At 65.3% G+C, this 23,193-nt stretch carries 17 protein-coding genes and 2 pseudogenes; 9 read left to right on the forward strand and 10 right to left on the reverse strand.

The annotated features are described in order from the left end of the window. The first annotated feature begins 317 nt into the window (after window positions 1–317). The gene (locus AB0I67_RS41525) at window positions 318–1,835 is read left to right on the forward strand and encodes a hypothetical protein (protein ID WP_357936197.1); all 1,518 of its coding nucleotides are present in this window, start codon (window positions 318–320) and stop codon (window positions 1,833–1,835) included. Window positions 1,836–3,217: 1,382 nt separating this feature from the next. Here AB0I67_RS41525 and AB0I67_RS41530 read toward each other — a convergent pair. Next, window positions 3,218–3,604: a DUF1330 domain-containing protein gene (locus tag AB0I67_RS41530; protein WP_357936199.1), complete on the reverse strand. Its 387-nt coding sequence runs from the start codon at window positions 3,602–3,604 to the stop codon at window positions 3,218–3,220. Window positions 3,605–4,396: 792 nt separating this feature from the next. On the opposite strand from AB0I67_RS41530, the gene AB0I67_RS41535 reads away from it, so the two are divergent. Continuing rightward, window positions 4,397–5,638 (forward strand): IS256 family transposase, encoded by a 1,242-nt coding sequence (locus AB0I67_RS41535; protein WP_357936201.1) that lies wholly within the window; start codon window positions 4,397–4,399, stop codon window positions 5,636–5,638. A gap of 289 nt (window positions 5,639–5,927) precedes the next feature. On the opposite strand, the gene AB0I67_RS41540 is transcribed toward AB0I67_RS41535, so the two are convergent. After that, entirely contained in the window at window positions 5,928–7,364 is a 1,437-nt protein-coding gene (locus AB0I67_RS41540; RefSeq protein ID WP_357936203.1) for a serine hydrolase domain-containing protein, read from the reverse strand. A gap of 260 nt (window positions 7,365–7,624) precedes the next feature. Between AB0I67_RS41540 and AB0I67_RS41545 the strand changes: the two are divergent. Next, window positions 7,625–8,427 (forward strand): annotated as a pseudogene (locus AB0I67_RS41545) (IS5 family transposase). A gap of 642 nt (window positions 8,428–9,069) precedes the next feature. On the opposite strand, the gene AB0I67_RS41550 reads toward AB0I67_RS41545, so the two are convergent. The 4 genes from AB0I67_RS41550 to AB0I67_RS41565 all read right to left on the reverse strand — a co-directional run bounded on the left by AB0I67_RS41550 (window position 9,070) and on the right by AB0I67_RS41565 (window position 13,412). Beyond that, window positions 9,070–9,618: a hypothetical protein gene (locus AB0I67_RS41550; protein ID WP_357936205.1), complete on the reverse strand. Its 549-nt coding sequence runs from the start codon at window positions 9,616–9,618 to the stop codon at window positions 9,070–9,072. Window positions 9,619–9,642: 24 nt separating this feature from the next. Beyond that, the gene (locus AB0I67_RS41555; RefSeq protein ID WP_357936207.1) at window positions 9,643–10,629 is read right to left on the reverse strand and encodes a winged helix-turn-helix domain-containing protein; all 987 of its coding nucleotides are present in this window, start codon (window positions 10,627–10,629) and stop codon (window positions 9,643–9,645) included. A 1,075-nt stretch (window positions 10,630–11,704) separates the two neighbouring features. After that, window positions 11,705–12,532 (reverse strand): DMT family transporter, encoded by an 828-nt coding sequence (locus AB0I67_RS41560; protein ID WP_357936229.1) that lies wholly within the window; start codon window positions 12,530–12,532, stop codon window positions 11,705–11,707. 22 nt (window positions 12,533–12,554) lie between these two features. Continuing rightward, window positions 12,555–13,412, reverse strand: a complete 858-nt coding sequence (locus tag AB0I67_RS41565; RefSeq protein WP_357936209.1) for an alpha/beta hydrolase — start codon at window positions 13,410–13,412, stop codon at window positions 12,555–12,557. 93 nt (window positions 13,413–13,505) lie between these two features. Here AB0I67_RS41565 and AB0I67_RS41570 point away from each other — a divergent pair, with 93 nt between their 5' ends. From AB0I67_RS41570 to AB0I67_RS41580, 3 genes are all read left to right on the forward strand, one after another. After that, window positions 13,506–13,961 (forward strand): MarR family winged helix-turn-helix transcriptional regulator, encoded by a 456-nt coding sequence (locus AB0I67_RS41570; RefSeq protein WP_357936211.1) that lies wholly within the window; start codon window positions 13,506–13,508, stop codon window positions 13,959–13,961. Window positions 13,962–14,435: 474 nt separating this feature from the next. Next, the gene (locus AB0I67_RS41575; RefSeq protein WP_357936213.1) at window positions 14,436–16,283 is read left to right on the forward strand and encodes a BTAD domain-containing putative transcriptional regulator; all 1,848 of its coding nucleotides are present in this window, start codon (window positions 14,436–14,438) and stop codon (window positions 16,281–16,283) included. A 539-nt stretch (window positions 16,284–16,822) separates the two neighbouring features. Next, entirely contained in the window at window positions 16,823–17,920 is a 1,098-nt protein-coding gene (locus AB0I67_RS41580) for a hypothetical protein (RefSeq protein WP_357936215.1), read from the forward strand. Window positions 17,921–18,183: 263 nt separating this feature from the next. Here AB0I67_RS41580 and AB0I67_RS41585 read toward each other — a convergent pair whose 3' ends face one another. Next, complete coding sequence (locus AB0I67_RS41585; RefSeq protein WP_357936217.1) at window positions 18,184–19,269, reverse strand: XRE family transcriptional regulator; 1,086 nt, start codon at window positions 19,267–19,269, stop codon at window positions 18,184–18,186. Next, window positions 19,266–19,892 carry a hypothetical protein gene (locus AB0I67_RS41590; RefSeq protein WP_357936219.1) on the reverse strand — a complete coding sequence of 209 codons (627 nt, stop codon included), beginning with the start codon at window positions 19,890–19,892 and terminating at the stop codon, window positions 19,266–19,268. The genes AB0I67_RS41585 and AB0I67_RS41590 overlap by 4 nt, the downstream gene beginning before the upstream one ends. 303 nt (window positions 19,893–20,195) lie before the next feature. Between AB0I67_RS41590 and AB0I67_RS41595 the strand changes: the two genes are divergently transcribed. Then, a complete protein-coding gene (locus tag AB0I67_RS41595) occupies window positions 20,196–20,474 on the forward strand; it encodes a hypothetical protein (RefSeq protein ID WP_357936221.1) in 279 nt (92 codons plus the stop codon). 250 nt (window positions 20,475–20,724) lie between these two features. Here the strand turns inward: AB0I67_RS41595 and AB0I67_RS41600 are convergent, their stop codons facing one another. Both AB0I67_RS41600 and AB0I67_RS41605 read right to left on the reverse strand, forming a co-directional pair. After that, on the reverse strand, window positions 20,725–21,366 hold the full coding sequence (locus AB0I67_RS41600) for a hypothetical protein (protein ID WP_357936223.1): 642 nt from the start codon (window positions 21,364–21,366) through the stop codon (window positions 20,725–20,727). Between the two features lie 45 nt (window positions 21,367–21,411). Beyond that, complete coding sequence (locus AB0I67_RS41605; RefSeq protein WP_357936225.1) at window positions 21,412–21,660, reverse strand: DUF6461 domain-containing protein; 249 nt, start codon at window positions 21,658–21,660, stop codon at window positions 21,412–21,414. Between the two features lie 627 nt (window positions 21,661–22,287). Between AB0I67_RS41605 and AB0I67_RS41610 the strand changes: the two genes are divergently transcribed. Both AB0I67_RS41610 and AB0I67_RS41615 read left to right on the forward strand, forming a co-directional pair. Beyond that, window positions 22,288–22,968 (forward strand): type 1 glutamine amidotransferase domain-containing protein, encoded by a 681-nt coding sequence (locus AB0I67_RS41610; protein ID WP_357936231.1) that lies wholly within the window; start codon window positions 22,288–22,290, stop codon window positions 22,966–22,968. Window positions 22,969–23,080: 112 nt separating this feature from the next. Continuing rightward, window positions 23,081–23,193, forward strand: a pseudogene (locus AB0I67_RS41615) (NAD(P)H-quinone oxidoreductase); the annotation flags it as partial.

Consider the following 23,193-nt stretch of genomic DNA (forward strand, 5'->3'; position numbering starts at 1 on the left):
GCACGTGTTCGCCGCCGACTTCAACGGTGACGGCCGCGCCGATGTGCTCGGCGTGAACAGTGCGGGGGACCTGTACTGGTACCGCAACAACAGCAATGACGTGAGCACCGGCGTCAAGATCGGCCAAGGCTGGGGAACCTGGCGGCACGTGTTCTAGACCCCGAGACCACCTCCCACCGCCGCCGGCCACGCGCCGGCGGCGCCTCATAACTGGTCCGTGCCATGAGTCGACCGAACTTAAAGCCTGCCGGCAACGAAGCGAAGACCAACCCTTTCTCAGCACGTCACTGACTTAGATGCCCCTCTACGGAGACAGGATGTTCGTCCATCTATTCACCGCCGTCGCCCTGATGCTAGGTAGCGCGCACACCTTGCCCGCTACGAACGCCGCCCCAGGCTGGCTTGATGATTACCAGACGCTCGAGGCGCAGATCGGCACCCGTCACCTCGGAAGCAAAAGCAGCGAGAACCTGGCCTGGAACGAAAGCTACGTCATGCGCAGCTACCTCGACGTGTACCGCAAGACGCGAGACACCAGGTGGCTCGACAAGCTCACCGCCCACGCCGACACCGTTATCGCGCATGCTGACGACATCGACCGTGACGGCTTTCTCGGCTGGAGCACGGCCCGCTACTCTCCAGTCGAGCTGCTCAACCCAAGCTTCGAGACCGGCACCGGCGCTCAGCCAGCCAACTGGACTCGCTTCCAGGATGCCGGGACGCACATTTACCGCACCACCGATGTCCCAGCAGGAACCGGCACCCAATCTGTACAACTGGTCTCCGACCAGACTCGTTGGAAGAAGCTCCATCAGGCGGTCAACGCCGCCTACGAGGGCGGCACCACCTATGTGCTGCGCGGCTGGGGCAAGCGCTCTGGCTCTGTGACCGGCCGCGTCGTGCTCCGAGACAGATCCACCCCGCTGTGCATGCTTGAGTACACCGCCAGTACCTGGACCTACAAGGAAACTACCTGCTTGCTGCCCGCCGGCCGCTCCCTCGAAGTCTGGTTGGAACACGGCAGCTACGCCAGCAGCGGCTCGGCTTCCTTCGACGACATCAAACTCAGCGGGCTCTTCCCCTACATCGTCCATGACGCCATGATCGGCATCCCCATCGCAGAGTTCATTCAGCTTGTCGGCAGCCAACCCAATCTGTCGGCCTACAACGCGAAAGCTGTCTCGTACCGGGCTTTCCTGGAGCATGAGATCGTGCCGCGCTGGGAGTCAAGCTCCTATATCGGCAATACATGGCAGCCCATCGGAACCACCGAAGGCACCTATGTTCAATCTCCGAATGTCGACGCCTTCAGCCACGCACGGTCTAGCAGCGAACTGCCGTATAACATGCCGCTCGCCTTCGCAAACCTTCTCATCGTGCTTGCTTCGGTATCGAAGAACCCCACCTACCTCGACCGCGCATCACGGATGGCCCGATGGGCACGAAACGACCTGGTCACCTTGAACGGCGCCTACATCTGGAACTACGCAACCACTACTTCCACCAAGGAAGACCTCTCTCATGCCAACGTCGACCTCTCGGCCTTCCTGGAGTTCTACCGGCAAAGCACCGTGTTCACCGCGGCCGACATGGCCGCCTTCAAGAACACCTTCATCAACAAGATGTGGAACGGCTCCATCACAGCGCCCGTCTTCAGCCTGCGAGTAGACGGAAGCGGCTCCGCTGGAGCGACGGACTACTTCCTGCATTCGTGGCTAGACCTGGCCGAATGGGGCTCACAGGTGAAAACGTTGGTTGCAGCCAAATACACAGGTTTCATCCCGAACAACTCCAGCCACCTCATCACGCTGGCCAGGTTGGTGAAATGGGAGTGAGCAAGTCGAGTACGTGAGCGTCCGGCGACCTGGTCCGCACGCACCTTCGGCCGGATGCTCGGGCCAGGTATGGGGTCGGGCTGTCTCCTCCCTGCGTGCTTCTGAAACCCCTCCGGGATGGCGGTCCGGGATGCCGCAGGAGCTCAGGTGAGTGCGGATCCTGTGGGAAGGCGGGCCCTGTCGGCGCGGACGATCTCGATCCGTGTGCGAGGCCGGCCCCGGTCTCGGCTGGGGCATCCGGACGCAGTCTGTCACCGCAGGACCTGTGCGTGACCTCGCGCTGCCCCGCTGCCAGCATTCGTTCGGCAGCCGCGGAGCCTGCCCATAGACCGCGTGAAGCTTGGCTGGCTAACCACCTTACGAGCGGCCCGGCGGGTGGTCGACGGGTCGGCTCTCACTTCAGGATTCTGCGCGCACCACAGGTGGCCCCTCTGCCCCTCCGGAGCTACCTAGTGAGGGTTCTTACAGTATCGAGATTGGCCGAGCCGGGATCTCTCGCCTGCCCAGCGCTCGCCAGATTCTGAGACCAAGCTGAGCTCTGACATGAACGTGGAGCTGGCCGAGGGAAAGGGCACGTGCCGGTTGACGGTTCGGAAGAGCACGAGGGCGGAGGCGAGTACTGAGAAGAAGGTGCTCGATGACCTAAGAAGTCCTTGGGGACGAAACCGTATGACCAAGCGTGCGGCAAGCTGTAGCGTGCCGGCCCCAGCAGCGCACAACCGCTTCTCCTGATGAGCGCCTGTACTGGGACTAGCCGGGTCCGTCGCCAATGTCTTCACTTGTGAGAGCGACGGCTTGTTGCGGCCTTCAACCGCTACGAGTTTCACGACAGGTGCAGCTATGGCGTGTCTAGAACTGATGAACGGCGTGTCGTCGCCAGGTAAGCGAAGAGGCCTCTTCAAGAGGGTTCATCGACGACGAACCGCATCACGGAGACCTCGTGACTACCGCAGCGGTGACACGGCGGTTCGACCTCACTGATACGCGCAGCAGGGTCCAGCTGGAATCGCTGTTGCCCCAGCCGAAAGCTGACGGATACGGGCCGGGGCGCCATGGCGGGATGTGCCGAAGTCCTACGGCTCCCGCCAAGCGGCCTCCCGCCTGTCCCTCGTCTGCAACGCCGGTGTCTGGCGGCAGATCCTCACCCACTTGCAGGCGCCGGCCGACGCCGCAGGCCTAGTCAGCTGGCAGGTCGCCGTGGATTGCACCTGCCGGACAGCCAGTTCGCGGCCCGGACCGCCGCAACGGTCAGTATCGGTCCGAGCCGCCCGGCGCTTGAGCTGGCTCAGACGCCTCCTTGTTGCAACGCCGCGGAGGCCGCCACTCTCGTCGAGGCCTGTCTCGCCTCATGCAGGAGCGTGAACCGTTGTTCAGATCGCCGGTCAGGCTTGCGCCGCAGCCCTCATGATCGCCGCCATGTCTGCCGCCTGATGGGTCGGAGCGACGCCATCAACGAGGATTGCCGTGCTATCGATGTGACCAGTTCGCAGGGGCAGTATCGCTTGATACGCGGGTGAGTCGTACCAGTCCCGTGCTGCCTGCAGGCTGGGGAATCCGATGATGACGATAGTTCCGGGCCATTGCCCTTCCCGAACATCAGGCTCGGCGCCATGTACTACAAACCAGCCCCCGAAGGGGACGAGCGTCTCGTCCACCCGTTCCATGTACTCCAGCACGTCGGGATGAGAGTTCGGGTTCTTCAGATGCGCCAAAGCGAAGGCACTCATGGTTTCTCCATTACGTGAACGGTGCTGCTGGATGAATGTCATAGTGCAACGACTTGCCTCTCAGAGTGGGAAGTGCGAATAGTCGCGATCCGTATCCTTTCTGGCATGGGTTTATGGCCGGGCACTGTTGCGCCAGACGCCATACTCTGAAGCGGCCACCAGGTCATGGTCGGCGCGGGCCTGGCGACCTGCCTTGCTACGCAGGCCGCCTTGCATCTCCAGGCTCTCGTTGCGTCACATGACGGGGTCAGTTCTGGGAGATGGGAGCGTCATTAGGACGCGCACGTTCCCCCGTCGAGAACTGTCATCGAACCCGGAGCGATGTATCCGTTACGCGACGGAACCGAAAGGCGCGGGTGCTTCGTATAGTAAAAGATAATCACTGTTCCCTTGGGAACCGATCCCTTAGGGGTCCAGCCTGTAGCTGTGCGATAGAGCGTCTTGCTGACGTTCAGCCTCGCTTTGTTCCAGTTGCAATTGGCGATCGCGGCTTCCGCGGCGGCTGTTCCCTGGATGCCCGGCAGTAGCGCGAGGCTCGTTGCCAATGCTGCGCCAATGATCGTATTACGCATTACGCTTCCTCATTCTGATCGTTCTTGGGCAACGGCATGGTAGCGGCGCGTTCCTTCAGAATGCCTTCCTTCGGCATTCAACCCGCCTTCGTTCTGCTGCAAAAGTCATCGTGGGAGTTTCGTAAACTGCGGGCACCCCAGGGTTGCGTCCACGGACGTGGTGTACGAGTTTTCGCTGGTGACAGGCGTGGCGCCGTGAAATGAAGACGGCCATCGCGTGATCCTTCAGGTTGCGAAACCAAGATCGAAGGAGAACACAGCGATGACCGTGACCAACAGTGTGGACCCCGCAAGCTGGCTGGCGGAGCAGATCGAGCGGGGCGATCCGGATCTGTTGCGATCCATGGTGAAGACCATGGCCGAAACCTTGATGTCGGCCGAGGCCGACGGCCTGTGCGGCGCCGGATACGGCCGGCGCAGCGAGGATCGCACCAACCGGCGCAATGGCTACCGGTCCCGCGACTGGGACACCCGCGCAGGCACCGTTGAGCTCGCGATCCCCAAGCTGCGCTCCGGCTCCTACTTCCCGGACTGGCTGCTGGAACGGCGTCGCCGGGCCGAACAAGCGCTCATCAGCGTGGTGGCTACCAGCTACCTGCTCGGCGTCTCAACGCGGCGGGTGGACAAGCTGGTCGAACAACTCGGCATCAAGCACATCTCCAAAAGCCAGGTCTCGGAGATGGCCAAGGTGCTGGATGCGCAGGTGGAGGCGTTCCGGACCCGCACGCTGGACGCCGGCCCATACACCTTCCTCTGGATGGACGCCCTGACCCAGAAGGTCCGCGAAGGCGGACGGATCATCAACGTCCACGTGCTGGTCGCCACCGCCGTCAACGCCAACGGCCAGCGGGAGATCCTCGGCCTGGAGGTCACCTCGGCCGAGGACGGCGCCGGCTGGCTGGCCTTCCTGCGCAATCTGGTCGCCCGCGGCCTGTCGGGGGTGCAGTTGGTCATCTCCGATGCTCACACCGGTTTGGTGCAGGCGATCGGCGCGAGTTTGCCGGGCGCCTGCTGGCAGCGTTGCCGCACCCACTACCTGCGCAACCTGCTCACCACCGTCCCGAAGTCCGCCCAGCCATGGGTCGCGACCTTGGTGCGCACCATCTTCGACCAGCCCACCGCCGAGGCCGTTCACACCCAGCACGCCTGGGTGATCGATGCTTTGGAGACGAAGTATCCGGCCGCGTGCGAGCATCTGGACGCCGCCCGGGACGAGCTGCTGGCCTTCGCCGCCTTCCCTCGGGAAACCTGGCGACAGGTCTGGTCCAACAATCCGCAGGAACGGCTGAACAAAGAGATCCGTCGCCGCACTGACGTGGTCGGGATCTTCCCCGACCGCGGCTCGATCGTCCGGCTCGTCGGCGCGGTGCTGGCCGAACAGACCGATGAGTGGACCGAGGCCCGCCGCTACATGGGCCTGGACGTTCTGGCCAAGGCCCGCATGCGAGTGATCCCAGGCGACACACCGGCACAGAACCCGCTGCCGCAGACACTTACCGCTTAACCTGCAGAAACAGGATCACGCGAAGGTCAACTCATACACCACTTCGCTGGACGTGACCGCACCCCAGGCCGGGAACGTCTCGGGGTGCCCAGGGAACTTGGGGCAAGGCCATGGGAAGGAAGCCCATGCAGTGCTACGGCGATGCACACGTGCCAGGCAAGTCTTCCCTCTCAACCCAGCTTCGTTTGCCCGTTCTGGCCGGCGCCCACCAGGTCAAGAGCCTGCTGAGAGGAGGGCTGTCGGTTACCTGCGGTCCCTTGCCCACGGCCCCCGGTGACGAGCCAGTTATTCAGGTGGTAGGTCTGAGAATCCTTAGTGGTGCCGATTTGTCGGGGCCTGTTGTACGGCCGACCGCCAGCGCCCAGAGGCGTGCTGCGATGACTATGACGCCTGCGGCTGCGGCCGTCACGAGCCAGATCATGAAGGTCGGGTAGAGGTAGGCCAGTTGGATCCACATGGCGTCGCGCCCTTGAGCCATGACGCGGTGGATCGGGGCGAGTGTCAGGCACAACATGAGCGGGATCAGGTACGGCACGAGCCGCCATAGCTGCCACCCGGTGTGGCGTGCGGACCAGCGCCGGGCACGCAGGGTTCCCCGCGCCGCGAGCCCGATGTTCACCAGCGTCAGCAAGGTGAACAGCGCGTCGATGAGGAACTGGTGGTTGGTGGAGGGCAACTGCGGGCTGCCGCCCTCGAGGATGGCGACGATGCCGGTCATGAGGGCGTGAGCGTCGGAGAAGGCCATGCCGGTGTTGGCCATGACGGCGACGCCGTACCCGGAATCTGGCATCAGCAGTTGGTGAGCGGTGGAGGTGAACAGGTCGCCGCCGTGCTCGACCACGCGGGTGCCGCGTGCGGTCTTGCCGATCGTCCATCCGAGGGCGTACTCCTGGTTCGCCTCGGACGGCGTGCGCATTTCCCTGACCGCCTTGGGCGACAGGAGATCGGTGTTCTGCGCGATCAGCCAGCGCGCCATGTCGTTGGCAGTGCTGAGGACTCCGCCCGAGCCGTTCCCGAACGCGGTGGGTTCGGGAACGGCAACGGGCTGTCCAAGAACGTACAGGTGGCCGCGTGCGCTGCCGGGCAGGTCGCGATCGGTGTTGATAGTCGTGCTGTGGCGCATGCCGAGGGGCTCGAACACGTTCGCCTTGAGGTAGCCGGCGAACGGCTGGCCGCTGACCACCTCGACGAGTCGCGCGGCGACCTGGTAGTTGGTGTTGTGGTAGCTGAAGGTGGTCCCGGGATCGGCGGCGAGCTTCGCCGTCCTGAGCCGGGCCACGGCGCCTTCGAGCGTGGACGGCTGTGGCAGGCTCTTCTCGGGGAAGGCCGAGTCGGCCATACCCGAGGTCTGGTTCAGCAGCTGCCGTATGGTGATCTTAGCGGACCGTGGGTCGGCCATCGTGAATTCAGGTAGGTAGCGGCGCGCCGGCTGGTCCAAAATGACCTTGCCCTTTTCGGCCAGTTGCATGATGGCCAAGGCGGTGAAGGACTTGCTGACCGAGGCCACCGCCATGGGCGTCTCGGCAGTGATCGGATCGCCGACGGCGCTCCTACCCTGCCCGGTGGCGTGGACGACCTCGGCCCCCCTCGTGATCGCCACCGCGACCCCCGGTAGCCCCGTCGCCTCGCGGTACTGCTCGATATAGGCGTCGACAGACGTCGGGATCGACGGGGCAGTGGCGGGGGCCAAAGCCAGACAGATGGTGGCAAGCGTGGTTCTGAGCACCTGCCGAAGCTACTGACACCCTCCCAACCGGACCATTGCGGGAACCCCTCGCGTTCGTTACGGGCAACCGCTACAAGTCCAGATACAAGCCCAAGTTCGCAGCTTAGGTGTGCCGACAGCTTCGAAAGCCACCTTGTCCGCGACCAAGACCGAGCGGTCACCCGCTGCCGGGATATCGAGGTGGTCGTGTCGGCTAGGGCGTGTCCGTTAGATCTTGGCGTTCGGCTGAGGTCGATACCTGGTCGGGTTGTGATGGTGGCATGGTCCGTCGTCATGAACTGACCGATGCCGCGTGGGCTCGGATCGAGCCGCTGCTGCCTGTCCAGCCGGTCCAGGGCAGGCGGTGGCTGGATCACCGGACGGTCGTGAACGGGATCTTGTGGAAGCTCGCCACCGGAGCACCCTGGCGAGATCTGCCCGAGCGGTACGGCAACGGGAAGAGCGTCTACGAACGCTACCGGCGCTGGGCGGCCGACGGCACCTTCGACGCCCTGCTCCAGCAGGTGCAGGTCCATGACGACGCCGTCGGCCGGCTGGACTGGACGGTCAGCGTGGACTCCACCATCGTGCGTGACCACCAGCACGCGGCCGGCGCACGCAAAGAGGGGAAGCCTGCGGGACGAATCAGGCACTCGGCAGATCCCGCGGCGGACTGACCAGCAAGCTGCACCTTGCCGTCGACGGACGCAGGCTACCCCTGTCCGTCCTCCTCACTGCCGGGAACGTCAACGACTGCACCGTCTTCACCAACGTCCTGGAGCAGATCACCGTGGCCCGGCCGCACGGCGGGCGACCCCGCATCCGCCCCCATCGCGTCATCGCCGACAAGGCCTAGAGCTCCTGCGCCATCCGCAGCCACCTGCGATCCCGAAGCATCAAGGTCACCATTCCCGGACGCGCCGACCAGCAGGCCGCACGGCAACGACGGGGCTGACACAGCGAACGCCCTCCCGCGTTCAACCCGGCCGCCTACCGCCGCCGCAACGTCATCGAACGCTGCTTCAACAAGCTCAAGCAATGGCGCGGCATCGCCACCCGCTACGACAAACTCGCCCGCCGCTGATCTACCGGATACGACCCAGCGGCCCTGGCGGGAACCCACGGACAAGGCTGCGTCACCCGCGTCCGCGCCAAGATGCTCTCGCATCCAGCAGGGTGAGCTGATGACGAGACTGTCGATGACAGTGGTGTAGACGGCCTCCGCCCCGATTCCCCGACGAGCCGGCAGAAGGTGCGCTGCGCCGGGTCGGTGCAGCGTCGGCCGCCGCCGCGCTCGCCTAAGTTCCAACCTTGGTCCCGGTCACGAGCCGCACATCGGCGGGGTGGGACCAAGCTCATCCCCGCCGATTGGCTGAGCTGAGACTTGATCGCATGCGACGGTCAGCGTCGGGATAGAACGCCGGACACCCGACGTCCTCCAAGGCTGGACCTCGTGCTTGCAGCGGCTGACCAGGCGTCGCAGGCGCTGGTCATCACTCACCACGTTGGCGGCGAACTCGGGAATTCCGCCAGCCGTCACACGGGGGCGACGCTGAGCAGCGGCCCTCCCGTTGGTCGAAGGCTTGGACGATGCGCTCTGATTCTTCCGAATGTCGGATGCTTCGCAGGGCGGGTCACAGGGCCGTGCCTCGGCATGCCGGCCACGCTGGGTGGACCGGCGGCTTGCGGCGTGTGGTGTCCTGTGCCCTTACAAGCCGGTCATCATCTATCCGATGAGGACTCCTATCAGCAACAGCGCTGCGCTGCCCCCCAGAACGCCCAGCCACGCAAAGCGGGGGGACGCCGCGGATCGGCGCTGGTAGGACACTGCCGCAAGCCCGAACAAGACAGCCGGGATTCCGAAGACCACCCAGGCGGCCGCGAAGTTGAACCAGCCCGTCGCGGACATGTTGCTGATCCCTTTGTGGAGCGCGATCGGGACACCGGCCAGAATAAGCACTTTGACAATGAGTTCCAGCGCCGGATAGACGAACTGGGCTGCGGCCGAACCCCAGAGCCCGCCCAGAACGAGCCAGCCAGGCAGCCGCCTGCCCCAGGGGCGGACACTGGCCAATGCGAGCGCGATCGTGAGAATTCTGAGCCCCACCGACCCCAGAGCGATCCAGCCGTCTCCTTCGGGCCAGGCGCCTTCGGCGACTGTGTTGACAGCAGCGAGAACGAGTACAACGGCGCAGAAAAGGCCGACGAACCCTGCAGCGGCGTACGCAGGCCAAAGAGGAGCCCAAGACCGGTTCCTCTGATTCGTGGGGGGCAAGGTGAGATCCTTTCGGCAAGGCGGTCATGCCAAGATGGCGAGAAGTTCGTCTCCACGCTCAGTGATCTTGACGTGGACGTGGCGGCCGTGACGGTGACGGCTGAGCAGGTCGGCCGCCTGTAGTTGGTCACAGTGGTAGCTGGCAGTGGAAGGCGAGCAGTTCAGAAGTGCGGCGAGCCTTCCGATGGGAATGGGGGTCCCGGCCAGCCGCAAAATGGCGGCCCGGGTGTGACCGAGGGCAAGAGCGAGCTTGTCGGTATCGTCGCGGGCGGCCCGACCGGTGGGGCCGCCCCAAAGCAGGCCGACTGCGGGCAGGGGGTAGCCGATCCACGCGGGGCCAGGTTGGTCGAAGGAGAACAGGCACGCGCCTTGGCCTGAGATGACGGGCACGAAGGTGAGTCGTCGCCCGCTGAGATCGAAGGACCTGCCCTGCTGGTCCGGCAGCCGGATGGAGGCGCCGTCGCTGATCAGGCGCTCGCTCAGCCCCGGCAGAAGAGCCGGGAGGCTGCGTGTCACGGCGGCTAGACCGATGCGCTCCTGCTCCTTACGAAGGAGGGTGTCGGCGCTCTTCCAGACGGTGCGGAACTCCTCCCACAACCGGTTCATGACACCGGCGTAGGCGCGTATCCAGGTTCCCGGGCAGTCGGCTACCGGGTGCCAGTGCCGGGGGAGGACAGGGCCGAACTCGGCTTCCAGTTCTCGAAGGAGGATGAAGTCGTCGAGCTCCGCGAGAGCACTCAGATATGCGCGCATGTCAGCCTCCGCCATGGTGGAGGTAGCTGTCAGGCAGTCGGGGATGACCGAGTAGTGAGGGTCGAACAGCGGACGCAGGATGACGGCGTCGTCGCCGATGACCGCCGCAACAGCTCGCTGCCAGTGACGTGGCACACCATGTGGCCGGCCGCCAAGCGTGCCCGCGATCAGCGACAGTAGTGTCGCGCCGGCATGCAGGGAAACGGTGACGTTGACGTCGTCAAGCGCGCCGGTATGTAGCTGTGAGTAGCCATGCATTGGTCTGTCCTCTCATCGGCCACCTCTGTCTCGCCCGAGGGGTCACAAGCTGCTCCATCACGACAACGTGGCGTCATTCAGTGCGATGGTGCTGATCGCGGTGACAAGGCCACGCCACCCTGCCGCAGCGCCTCAGCCGGAGCGCCTCACCTGCGGTGGCCGGCACCTCGCGCGCCGTCTGCTCGCGAGCTGTCGCCCGAAAGCGATTGACGCGGGGATCGGGAGAACGCCTGGACGAGTGGCTGAGGGCCTGCGCAAGGGGTCTCGAACAGCGCGGACGTGGTGTCAGTACGGACATCTCGGCGAGAGCGGCTGCCCAGCGGGCTATGAACACCGAATCGTGCCTACGGAAGAACGTGCTGGACTCGACCCGGCCAAGCGCTCGTCGCGGCTCTTCTGCCTCCGGGGTCGATGTCGATGCAGGTAACGTTGGTGATCTTGACCATGTGTGTCTCGTCCGATGGCACCAGAGAATCCTGGATGGCGTTCCATGAGGTCATTGCGACGGATGGACCGCTCTGGACGTCTCCTGTGCGGCCTCTTGAGTGGTGAGAGTAGAACCTGACGCAACGTGAGGCTCAAGCGGCCATGGCGAGCAGGGACGTCAATGTTCTGAGTCCTGGGGATCCTCCAAGGCGTCTGAACCAGCTGAGCGGCGTCGGTGCACGGCGCGTCCGGCGGCTGGCGACGGTCACATGGCCGCCGCGCCCAGGTGCTCGGCGAGGCCGTAGAACGCCGCCAGCGGGGGGTGTCGCTGTCCCTCTGGTCAGCAGCCGGATACCGCCTTAGGGCAAGCGCTGGCGGGCAGGTCACCACGATTGCAAGGCGCCCTAAGCTGGGACCCGGTACTCGAGTGGTCGATGAGGACGGGTTGATATCGGCGACCCCGAGGCGAAATCCTCGCTCGCTGTCGCTAGGCGCCTGACCTGGCGTGGCTAAGAGCACCTGCCGAAGGTACTGACACCCCTCTCGACCGGGCCATTGTGGGAACCCCCCGCATTCGTTACGGGCAACCGCTATAAGAGCGCCTAACAGAGTGATCTCTGCCGTGCTTGGATCCATTGCGTTAGCAGCTCTAAGCCAGCGAGAGAGTCAGGACCCCGGCAAGAACTACGCCGATGCCGATCGCCTGCGAACGGGTAAGTCGCTCCTTCAGCACGATCCGGGCGAGCATGATGGTGACAACGGTGTGCAAGGAGCCAAGTACGGCCGCGACGCTCACCGGACCGAGCATTGAGGCCCACGCATACTGGGCATCGGCCGCGACGATGAGAACACCGATCACGGCAAGCACCGGCAAATCGTTCCTGCGCACGGCGACGCGGTGACGCGTGAGGACGATGACAGAGGTAATCACCAGCACGGTGGTGAGACGGGCGGTCAGGAGAGCCCAGCCTGTGTCGGCCAGACCGGCGCTGGCCATGGTGAGGAAGAAGGCTCCGAATCCGAGCGCTGCGAGCAGTCCGTACAGAATGCTCGCCCATGGTCGGTTCCCTGCCCCGATCGCTGGGCCGCGCGACGCGATGATCAGTCCGAGGGTGGCGAGCATCAGCCCGGCGCCCTGACGTGCGCCCGGGGCCTGCCCAGCCGCGAGCCCGGCAATGAGGGGGATGACGGGAGCCAGCGCTGCTACGGGGGCGACGATGCTCATGGTGCCCACAGCGAGGCCGCGGTAGAGAGCGGCGATGCCCACCGTCTCACCCAGCCCCGCGATGACTGCCTGGGCGAGAAATGCAACATCGGGTGGGCCGACGCCGCGTACGACGGTGACGATGGCGAGCAGGACGAGAGCGGTGGCCTGGGAGATGAGAAGAACCGATGGCAGGGGGCGGGAGCGGCTCTTCAGCCCTCCCAGGAAGTCAGAGGCCCCCCAGCCAAGTCCGGCGCCCAGCGCAAGAGCCATGGCGAGCACGAGTGGGGTCCCATCAACGTTCGGCGGTGTGATCGAGAATCGCGGCAACGATCGTGTCCCAGTGCTGCCGCGGGAAGGTTTCGTGACCGGTCGAGGCCATGGCGAGGAAGCGAGCGCCGGGGATCGCCGCTGCCAGGGCACGCCCATGCTCCAGAGGCAGGAAGGGGTCGTCGGTGCCGTGCAGGACCAGTGTCGGGACCTTGATCTGGCTGAGCCGGTGCCGCCAGGGCTCGCCTGCATCCAGGAGGAACGGGTTAGTCAGCTGTGCGGCAATATCGATCGTGCGATCAACGACGCGACTGGCGAGGTTTCGTACGGCTGGTTCATCGAAGTGGCCGGCTGCGGCGAATGGCCGCTCAGCCTCGACCAGGTAGGTGATGACGGCCTCTCGGTCCTGCCAGTCCGGCTCGGGCGGTTCGGCCGCGTAGAGGGCCTGCAGTTCCTCCGTCATGCCCGGCAGGTCGTCGTGGCGGTGGCCGGGACCGCCGGGTGTCGAGGAGGCGAGCGTGAGTGTGGCTACGCGATCGGCGTAGTCGAGCGCCACGAGCTGGGCGATGGCGGCACCCTGGGACATGCCGACGAGGTGGGCACGATCTAGTCCAAGGGCTCCGATCAGTTCGGCGGTATCGGCGACCAGGTCGCGCAGCGCGTGTGGCGGGGCCCCGGCGGGGGAGCCGGTCGAGCGGCCGGCGTCGCGGCTGTCGAAGCGGATGACATGGCGATTGCCGGCAGCCAGGCGCCGAACGAGCTCCTCATCCCAGTTCAGCAGGCTGTGACCGCCACCGTGGATCAGAAGGATCGCCGGATCGGCAGGATCGCCGAAGGACTCGGTGGCCAGCTCGATCCCGTTGATGTTGAACATCCGCTCCATCGCGTCGTCCTCTCCATCGTTCTTCGTTACGTGTAACGAAGAACCTAGCACCCAATCCCGTTACATGTAACTAAATTCCGGTAAAGTGGACCCATGACGCGACCCAGCCCTTCCACCCAGGCCGTGCACGAGGCCTGGGCCGCCTATCGCAGGCTCCAGCTCCTGGTGGACCCGGCGATCGCGCGCGACCTGGAGAAGAACTCGAACCTGTCGATGCCTGACTACGAGGTGCTGTCCGCGGTGACGGACTTGGCGCACACGCAGATGTGCGTGCGGGTGGGCCCCCTCGCTGGCCACTTGCGATGGGCCCACAGCCGGTTGTCTCGCCAACTGGGTCGCATGGAACAGCGCGGTCTGATCGCGCGAGAGGCCTGCGAACTGGACGGTCGCGGCGATGACGTCCTAGTCACCGAAGCCGGACGCCGAGCCTACGAGGAGGCAGCCCCGGCGCATCTCGCATCAATCGACCGGCACTTCGGCCGAGCCCTGACCGCGGAGCACCTGACGGCCCTGATCAACATCGAACGGGCACTCTCCGCCGACCGCTGATCACCTCCAGGACCAGGCTGCCGACCGATTGGCCGACTCTCGCCATCGGGGGAGTCGCCTCCCTCATGACCATCGAATGCCTCCTCTTGCCAGACCGCCGGGCGGGTTGAATCCGGACGGGGCCAAGATCACTTGTGCTGGCCCACGTGAGGGCGCATGACCTCGCCGCGCACGTCCCCACTGTCGGGCGCGGGTCGGTGGCGATCATGGGGCTGAACCGGGAGAAGGCGGCATGTAGAGGCATCCAAGGAGACCAGTGGGCTTCACCAGCGCTGCCATCTGCAACTCGCACTCGTCCTCGCCCGGAGGCTGGCCACGAGATCTCCGGGAGGCGACGCCGGTGAACTGCGTGCTGAAGCTGCGTGAGCGGCGCTTAGACGTTTTGAGAGTCTTCGAAAGGGTTGCTGCTGGACTCGGCGCGGTCCAAGGCTGGTACCGGCGAGAGGGGCATGCGACTTCGGAGGTGAGTGAATCATGGTGGTTGGCGAGGTCGTCGACGAGACCTGTGGCCCGATGCGCAAGCACAGGCTGTCGCCGCGCTTCTCCGTCTTGGGACCACTCACAGTCAGCCTCGGCGACGGTATCTGGCGCCCCGTACCAGGAACCAAGAACCGCACCCTACTGGCCAGTCTTCTCCTGCACCCCAACCAGGTCGTCTCCATCGAGAGCCTGTCGCGGCGGCTGTGGGGAGATCAGTCGCCACTAGACGAGCGGCGTGTTGTGCAGACGTATGTCGCACGGCTGAGGCAGTGGATCGAGGACGACACGATCATCCGGACGTGGCCGGGGGGCTATGAGATCCGGCTCGACCCTGACCAGCTGGATCTGTTGGAGTTCCGTCATCTGCTGACGCAGGCCGGCCGGGCCGATACACCCGCGCAGGAGGTGGCGCTGCTGCGCAGGGCAGTTGCCCTATGGCGCGGCGCCGCCTGCTCAGACGTCGCTTCCGCCACCCTGCGTCAGGACATCGCCGTACTGGAAGAGGAGCGCAGGCGTGCCGTCGAACGACGCATCGACCTGGAACTTTCTTCGAACGATACGGCAGTTGACCTCATTCCCGAACTGCGCAGGCTGACGCTGGAGCACCCGTTGCGCGAGCGGCACTGGGCCCAACTAATGCGCGCCCTGCACCAAGCCGGCCGCAGGGCCGAGTCGCTGGAGGCCTACCGTGAGGCATTCGGCCACCTTCGTGAGGAGTTGGGCGTCGACCCCGGTGCCGAACTTCGTGACCTCCACCAGGAGGTCCTGGCCGGAACGCCGATGCCTACGGTGAACGGCCCGTCCCCTGTTATGACAGCGAATGCTGTCGACCAGTTTCCGCCGCGGGAGGTGCCCGCCGACATCAGTGGCTTCGTGGGACGTACCGGTGAGCTCGAAACCCTGGACCGGGCCATAAGAAGTTCGGCCACGACCGTGATTGTGGGCCGAGCGGGCGTTGGAAAATCCGCGCTGGCCATTCACCGGGCTGCTGCCACTGCCGGTGACTTCCCTGATGGCCAGCTCTTCCTCAACCTTCGGGGCTTCGACGCATTGCCCCCGCTATCTCCCGAGCAGGCCTTGCGAGTTTTGCTGCGTGCTCTGGGGGTGCCCTCCGCCGACATCCCCACCGAGGGGGACGAGGCCAGCGCGATGTTCCGCTCCCGGACCGCAGGCCGCCGGATGCTGATCATTCTGGACAACGCCCGCAACGCCTGCCAGGTCCGATCTTTGCTTCCCGGCAACGGCCCAGCGGTCGTTATCACCAGCCGCAACCAGCTACGTGGCCTGGTCACGAGCGGCTCTGCGGCACGGATCACCCTTGGCCCCCTGGCACCGGAGGAGTCCCTGGAATTGCTGGCCAAGCAGACGAACTTCGACCGCCTGCGCCGCGAACCCGCGCAGGCGAAAGCCCTGGCCAACCTGTGCGAGCACCTGCCCTTGGCCCTGCGCATCATCGGGGAAAAGCTCGCGCGCGTACCGGGACTGTCCGCCGAGACGATAGCGCACGAGCTTGAGCGGGACCCTATGGCCGCTCTCCAGGCGGGCGACGGTGACCAGGATGTCCGCCGCGCGCTGTCTTGGTCCTATGAGCGACTTGACCCTGCTGCCAGGCGCACCCTTCGCATAGCGGCCGTCCTTCATCCGGGGCATGTGTTGCAGCCGGAGCCGCTTGCTGCGCTCGTCGAGGTGCCGCTCGAACGAGTCCGGCGGCACCTCGACCGGCTGGATGCCGATCATCTCGTCGAGCAGACCGCTCCAGAGCATTACCTATTGCCGCCGCTCGTCCGCGCTCATGCGATCTCTGAAGCAATCGCGAACGGAGAGGCAGAAAGCTCATGCTGAGGCACATCACGGAGGGCGTGCTGGCCACGAGAGCGAGTTCGTGCAGAGCAACGCCGTTGTCGTGCAGGGCCGGGCCGGCGTGTTGCTCATCGACCCCGGGGGACCGGCGCCGAGATCGACTGCCTCGCCAGTCGTCGTCGACCATAGTGACGGGATCGTCCACTCGTGCGTCCTGCCCAGGTCCAGGACCGGCCGACCGTCTCCCCGCGAGTCCCGGCCGGGTGAGAATGTGAGCGTGCCTGCGGGGATCTCGCCGATCTCGGTGAACACGTCGAGGCCGCGCGGATCGGCACTGACAGGGCCGAGGTAGAGACGGCCGGGGCCGTGGGGCAGGGACACGTTCGTTTTCCCATGGGGCAGGGGAGGGGCACCTAGGCCATTCCGTCGTTAACGTCTCAGAGCTGGTTTGGTGCCAGACTGGCGCGATGGATCTATTCGCCGGCGGGAGCCTGAACACCTATTTATAGGAGCGGCTTTCTGCCGCCTGGGAAGCCGCGAACCGGGCACCGGCCAACCTGATCCGGTTCTCCGGCGAAGCGGTGCTGAACCAGCTGCTCGCCGAATACGACATTGAACCCACCAAGGTCGACTTCTCCGGCATCCAACGCACCAACGTGCGTGAGACGGTCATCGGCTCCAGGAACGGCGACCACTTCGGCGGTGTCCCCGGCCAGAGCATCACGATCATGATCCCCTACACGGGGAGCGACGTACCCTTCCACCTGACAGCCACGACCAGGCGCCATGCGCTCGTCTACGGAATCGTCACGAACACCCACGTCGAGTTCAACGTCTCCGCCTCTCCGCGTCTCACGGTCCAGGAGATCGACCAGGCGGTCACAAGGATGCAGCGCGAGCTGGCAGATCGGCTCCAGCGGGCCGAACAGGACATCCTGAACTGGCGATACCGGCTGCGCGACGCAGTGAGCCGAGCGATCACTGAACACAAGCGCCTGCTCGACCACGCCGAGGAACTCTCCGCGTCGCTCTTCATCCCGCTGGCTCCGGCGCCGTTCGAGCGGCAGATCCCGATCCCCGTGCAGCGGAAGTCCCTGCGCTTCCAGCCAGCAGAGCCCGCCCCCGGCCAGGACGAGCCGCACCTGACCGACGCGGTCTACCAGGACATCGTGCGCACCATCAGCGGCATGGGCCGCGCCCTGGAATGCACCCCAGCCAGGGCCAAGGACCTCGGCGAAGAAGGATTCCGCGACCTGCTCCTCGTCGTGCTGAACGCCAACTACGAGGGCGCCGTCAAGGGCGAGGTGTTCAACAACAAGGGAAAGACCGACCTCCACCTCACCTGGCAAGGCCGCAACGCCTTCATCGGCGAGTGCAAGATGTGGCGTGGGCCGAAGAAGTTCAGCGAAGCGATCGGCCAGCTCCTCGGCTACGGAGGCTGGCGCGACACTAAGGCCGCGCTCATCCTCTTCATCGGCCAGGGGGCGCCTACCGACATCATCGAGAAGGCCGACGCAGCCATCCGCGAGCACGAAGCGTTCGTCCTGGCCAAGCCGAGCACGGAGCCGGACATCCGGCAGGACTACCTGCTCCGCTCCCCGAGCGACCCAGAGCGCACGGTCACTATGGCGTTCCTGCCTCTCGTCGTGATCCCGCCAGCGAAGTCGGAAGCAAGCTAGTCGCCTCGACCAGGTCCGCCAGGTCAATCCCCAGCCCGGCGAGCTCCTCCGGCGACCGGGCAATATCTCAGCACCACCCGCCGCTCACCCGCCGGCGTCAAAATCCACCGAACCGCCCGTGGTGCCGTCGTAGAGCTGGGCACCTCATCGCGATCCCCGCGGGCGCCTTGGTATCAGCGGTGTCCCCGCCAGGTACACCTGACGTGGGACGGGCCCCATCTACTTCGCCAACGGTGCCCTTTCGGGACGGGCGGGGCCGTGGGCTAGGCCCGGCGCGAACGTCTGGAACTCAGGCTGATCACGTTGGTGACGCGGCGGCTGGGCAGTTCGGCACCGGTGGCATGGCGGTTGAGTACCTCCTCGGCCAGGGCGGGCGTCCAGTTGGCCAGCTTCGCCAGACCTGGGGCAGGGTGCAGGCCGAACAAGGTCTCTGCCATGGCGCGGAAGCCTCGTGGCTTAACGGGGCTGATGGAGGCTCGCTCTCGCAGTCGCTCGCCGCGGGCGGCCATCTGCTTGAAGAGGCTTGTGTAGCGGTGATCGTCGATGATGGTGAGACGGTGCGCGACTCGGACCAGTGCGGCGATCGAGACGCCCCAGCGACGCTTCAGCAGGGCGAAGTCCTGGATGGTGGGATGGGCGGGAATCTCCTTCCGCATCGCGTGGAGCGGAGTCAGGAAGTGCATCGCGAACTCGTCGGCCTCGCTCTCCAGGATCTTGCTCGCCCCAGCCTGATGGTGAAGAACGATGTGCCCGAGCTCGTGGGCGGCTGACCAGAGCTGCCTGTCCCCAGCGTCGGTGTCCAGCAGGGCCAGGAAGGGCTTGCCCTGGAACCACAGAGAGAAGGCGTCTCGGCGTCCGCTGGGAAGTGGAAGAGCCACCACAAGGAATCCTGCGTGCTCGAGCAGGACGGGAAGGCCGAGAGCGGGTTCTGAGGGGCTGAGCCCCAGCGCGTCACGCAAGGCGTGCGCGGCTTGCTCGGGTGCGGTCTTGTCTGACGGAATGGAGATCGTCAGCGAGGGACCTTCGAGCTGGTCCAGCATGGCGAGCGCGGCTTCGGCCACAACTTCGCCACCGCGGGTGGCTTGGCTGGATTCTTTGGCGCTCATGCTGGCCCGGGCGCGAAAGTGCGTGGGAAGTCCGTCGAATCTCACGCGCGGGGCCTGCTGGAAGAACTCGACAGGGAAGCCCGTCGCGGTGGCGATCTGCGTCAGCACGTGGCTGGGCAGTTCGGCCTTGTCTCGTTCAGCGTTGGAGAGGGTGCCCTGGCTGATGCCGACTTCGGCAGCGAGGGCTCTCTGAGTGAGCAGGCAGAACTCGCGCGCTTGCGTAAGCCGAGTTCCGTAGATCACTGTGCCGCTTCCTCCCCGGATCCGCTCTTGCTGTCCCGGCGACGGTACTGCAGGTCCTGGACTTGCGTGTAGCGGACCAGGAGTGGCTGGCGCCAGTCGACGGCGACGTGAGCGCCGGCGACTCCCGCCGGGCGCACGAGATCGAAGCGGGCGATCTCTGATCCTTCGCAGGTCCATTGGATGATCATGTGGTTTTTCGCGGGTTCAGCCTCGGCGGCGGGACCGTGACCTGGAATCGAGTCGAACAGCCCCTCGAGCGGGAGGGCGCGCTCGGGTTTCTGGCTGACGAACTTGCGCTTGGCCTCGGTGGGAGGCCGGGGGATGTTGATGTCCTGGGTGTGCCAGACCCGGATGATGTCCTGCGAGAGATGGAAGATGAGGCCGCTCATGGGCAGGCCGAGGTCGTCTTCGTCCTCGAGCTCTGGGTTGAGCTGCTTGAGCTCCTCCATGGCTTCGCGGCGGGTCATCTGGCGATGGAGGTGTGGATCGGCCTTCTTGTTCCACTCAGCGAGTTCGTGCAGGGCGTCGGCGGTCTTGATGCCCTTGTCGAGGGCGCGGTAGATCTCCAGGCACGCAGTCTCTAACCGAGCCAGCACTGCTTCGGGGGAGTCATCCCTGATCATGAAATTAATCATATTCCTAGAAAATACACACCTTCAAGTAGAACAGTCGGCGTTCCGTGGAGGCTTTCGGGCAAGCCGCATCGAGGAGGGCCGCGGATTCACTCCTACGGATGGGCCTGGTCGCGTTGCTCGCCGGCCTGCTCACCCCCGGCGGCGGGCCCTCCTCAGCTCCTCGTCGGTGTCGTCGTCCACGTCTCCACCATGCCCCGGCCATGGAAGGGTCCGCGGGCATGTCGCAGACGTCTGACCTGCACCGTTCTGGCTAGCCTCGCCCGCATCGGTACCGATCCGGGGGGAGACGAGATGGCGTACGAGCTGCCGAAAGACCTGATCGACCTGAAGCGTAATTTCCTTCGCGTGGACGCCGACTGCCAAAAGCTGTCGGCGGCGCTGCCCTTCAGAGTGGACGTCGTTGCACTGGAAGCGGAGACGGACGAGGACGGGATGCAGCACCTCGCCGAACGGCGGTCCGAGCGGCTGGAACTGGCGGAGCAGATCAACCGACACCCGTGGTGGGGGAGTCTCCCGGCGGATGAGCGGTGCAAGGCCTCACTAGAGCTGCTGGCCGCTGCAAGAGGCTGACCTGGACAGGGGAGAGTGCCTTTGTCCTGGGCGAATTCCAGGGGTCGTCGCAACACAGTGATCAATTGTTACCGTCGACAAGCCTAGCGAGACGCTCGGTGGGACTGCGCTGGCCGAGCATCTTTCGCTGGTGGTGTGGGCGGTCCTCACCTTTGGGCCTAGATGCCGTGATCGAACGTGTGACCAGCCCAAGAGAGTGCGTCTGCCCAGGGCATGGCTATTCGAACGGTTGAGAAGCGCGGATGGGCAATCAGCCTTCGGCGATCATGGTCTTGATCTGGGCACGTAGCGCCGGCCACATGTCGCCGGGGATCGTGGGCGCGTTGACGATCGCATCCAGGCGATCAGGCCAAGTGCGTCCCGGTATGGCCTCGTCCAGAGCCCGGGCCGCCCAGAAGCGGCGCGAAACAGGATGGTCCTCCGCAAGAACCGCTCCTTGCTCATCACGCCTGTCGTCCATGAGTCGGGCCAGGAGCGGCGTCAGGTCGGCCCCTGCTCGTCTTGCATGACCGCCGCCGGTGGCGAGGTGGTCGAGCGCCTCCCGAACCATCGCTTCGTCCGTCAGGCCGGTGGCCGTGACGTAGGCGTTGACGACGCGATGGATCACCGCCGTCTGTACGGGCTCGGGTGCCAGACGCAGCCGAACGTCCAGATCGGGATCGACACCACCCAATGCGCTGGGAGCACGCGGGTCATCCGGGATGGTTTCCTCCAGCAGTCGTGGCGCGCTGGGGTCAGGCAGATCGAGTCTCACTCCGGTGACGGCTTCGACGACAGCCATTGCGGCCGCCTGCCACTCCCCAGGTTCGGCCGCCGCCTCCAGAACCGTGAGCTCGGTATCCAGTACGTGCGGAGTCTTGCCCCGTCGCTCACCGGGATACTTCGGGTCCAACGCGGTGACAATCGTGCCGTAAGCGGCGTATGTCAGCCCGGCCGTTTAGTTGACATTCCAGAAAAGGCTCAGCACGCGGGCTCCGTCGCTCAGCCGCCGCAACAGCTCCGGACGGTTGCCCTGGTAGCCGTTGTCCTCGTAGATGAACGACGCGTCGTCGTGGCTGATATAGAGAGCACCTTCGTAGTCGGCTTCGTCCACATTGTCGTCAGGCTCTGGTTCCAGGTCCTCGGCCCGTCCGCCGAGTCGCTCGGCGATGGCCTCGACGGTTAAGGGGGAGGTGATCGGCTGCACGACAGTCCAGCAGGTGGCCTGTGCGAGGTAGGGGTTGCGCTGCAGGAAATCGGCATACCGGTGCTGCGTCTCGTCAATCGCTGGGACGGTATGTCCACCCTCACCGACAGTTGGGCAGACAGCACAACTGTGTTGCCGATGTTCGGGCCGGGGCGAGATCGAGCGGCTCCCCGGAGGCGGTGCACACTGCCAAACATGGGTGGCGTTGCTGGATCGGCGGCAGGTGCCGGTGCTGGGTGAGGCCAGCGCTGGCCGGGGTGCCGGTAAGAGGCGTGCACCCACGGACAGCCGATTGAGTCCGCCAAGGTCAGTCCTGGTATCCACGGACTGTTAAGGGATCTTCTCTGATCGTCGGACTTACGTGATCGTGCACGGCCAGTATTGATTCGGATTCGCGGCTAGCCGCCTGCGGTCGGCCTGGTGACGATCCGGCCGGGCTTTTCAGCCCGCAGGCCTACTGCGGGCCTGTTTCGAGGGGGTGCATGGGGTGGCATAAAGGCCACAGCGCACATGTGCGGCTGTCACGAGTGCGGCTGTTTCGTGGCGCTTCTGGCATGGGCGGCGCGTGGCACTGACGCCGGTGCCCGAGCCATCCGGAGGGAGAACACGGTGACGAAGGTGTTGTTCGTGGTTACGGCAGCTGATCGCTGGACGCTGAACGATGGCACGAAACACCCCTCGGGCTTTTGGGGTGAGGAACTGGCGATGCCGCACAAGGTCTTCACCGAGGCGGGGTGGGAGATCGTGATCGCCACACCCGGCGGCCGGCGGCCCACGCTGGACCGGCTCAGCATGGGCCGCCTGGCGGGCCTGCCGGGCACGATCCGTGAGGTCGCCCGCTACCTCGAGGTGATCCAGGGCGAGTTGGACGCTCCCCGGTCCCTGGATGAGGTCGAGCAGGCTGACTTCGATCTGGTCTTCTACCCCGGAGGGCACGGGCCGATGGAGGACCTGGCCTACGACGAGGTTTCCGGCGCGCTGCTCACCGACCGACTCGCCTCCGGCCGGCCGCTCGCGCTGCTGTGTCACGGACCGGCCGCGTTGCTGGCCGCCAGACAAGCCGACGGGTCGTGGCCGTTCGCCGGATACCGGGTGACGGCGTTGTCGAACTTCGAGGAGCGGCTCAACAGCTTCGCCCGTAAGGCGCCGTGGTTGCTGGAGGATCGGCTGCGGGAGTACGGCGCCGACTACGCCAAGGGCGCCATTCCGCTGGTTCCGCATATCGAGGTCGACCGCAGTCTCTACACCGGCCAGAACCCGGCCTCCGCCGAACGGCTCGCCCGCCGCCTGGTGACCGACGTGAGCTGACCTATGCGGGCGCGATGACCCGGGCATGGGTGACACGCGGACACTCGAATGTTGACGCCGCACACATTCCGGCTAATATAAGCGGTGTAAACATCGATCGAGGGGAAGTCACATGAAGGCGATCACGATTAAGGAGCCGGGCGGCCCGGAGGTGCTGGAGTGGACCGAGGTCGACGACCCGGCGCCCGCACCCGGCGAGGTGATCGTCGACGTGGCCGCCACCGC

Origin of the sequence: Nonomuraea sp. NPDC050310, from assembly GCF_040655795.1 — a bacterium.
Taxonomy (GTDB): domain Bacteria; phylum Actinomycetota; class Actinomycetes; order Streptosporangiales; family Streptosporangiaceae; genus Nonomuraea.

Bases quoted from the DNA above. Each gene is read 5' to 3' on its own strand.
- AB0I67_RS41565 (WP_357936209.1), bottom strand. From the start codon at position 13,412: ATGGAGCGGATGTTCAACATCAACGGGATCGAGCTGGCCACCGAGTCC.
- AB0I67_RS41575 (WP_357936213.1), top strand. From the start codon at position 14,436: ATGGTGGTTGGCGAGGTCGTCGACGAGACCTGTGGCCCGATGCGCAAG.
- AB0I67_RS41590 (WP_357936219.1), bottom strand. From the start codon at position 19,892: ATGATCAGGGATGACTCCCCCGAAGCAGTGCTGGCTCGGTTAGAGACT.
- AB0I67_RS41535 (WP_357936201.1), top strand. From the start codon at position 4,397: ATGACCGTGACCAACAGTGTGGACCCCGCAAGCTGGCTGGCGGAGCAG.
- AB0I67_RS41570 (WP_357936211.1), top strand. From the start codon at position 13,506: ATGACGCGACCCAGCCCTTCCACCCAGGCCGTGCACGAGGCCTGGGCC.
- AB0I67_RS41525 (WP_357936197.1), top strand. From the start codon at position 318: ATGTTCGTCCATCTATTCACCGCCGTCGCCCTGATGCTAGGTAGCGCG.
- AB0I67_RS41555 (WP_357936207.1), bottom strand. From the start codon at position 10,629: ATGCATGGCTACTCACAGCTACATACCGGCGCGCTTGACGACGTCAAC.
- AB0I67_RS41560 (WP_357936229.1), bottom strand. From the start codon at position 12,532: ATGGCTCTTGCGCTGGGCGCCGGACTTGGCTGGGGGGCCTCTGACTTC.
- AB0I67_RS41595 (WP_357936221.1), top strand. From the start codon at position 20,196: ATGGCGTACGAGCTGCCGAAAGACCTGATCGACCTGAAGCGTAATTTC.
- AB0I67_RS41530 (WP_357936199.1), bottom strand. From the start codon at position 3,604: ATGACATTCATCCAGCAGCACCGTTCACGTAATGGAGAAACCATGAGT.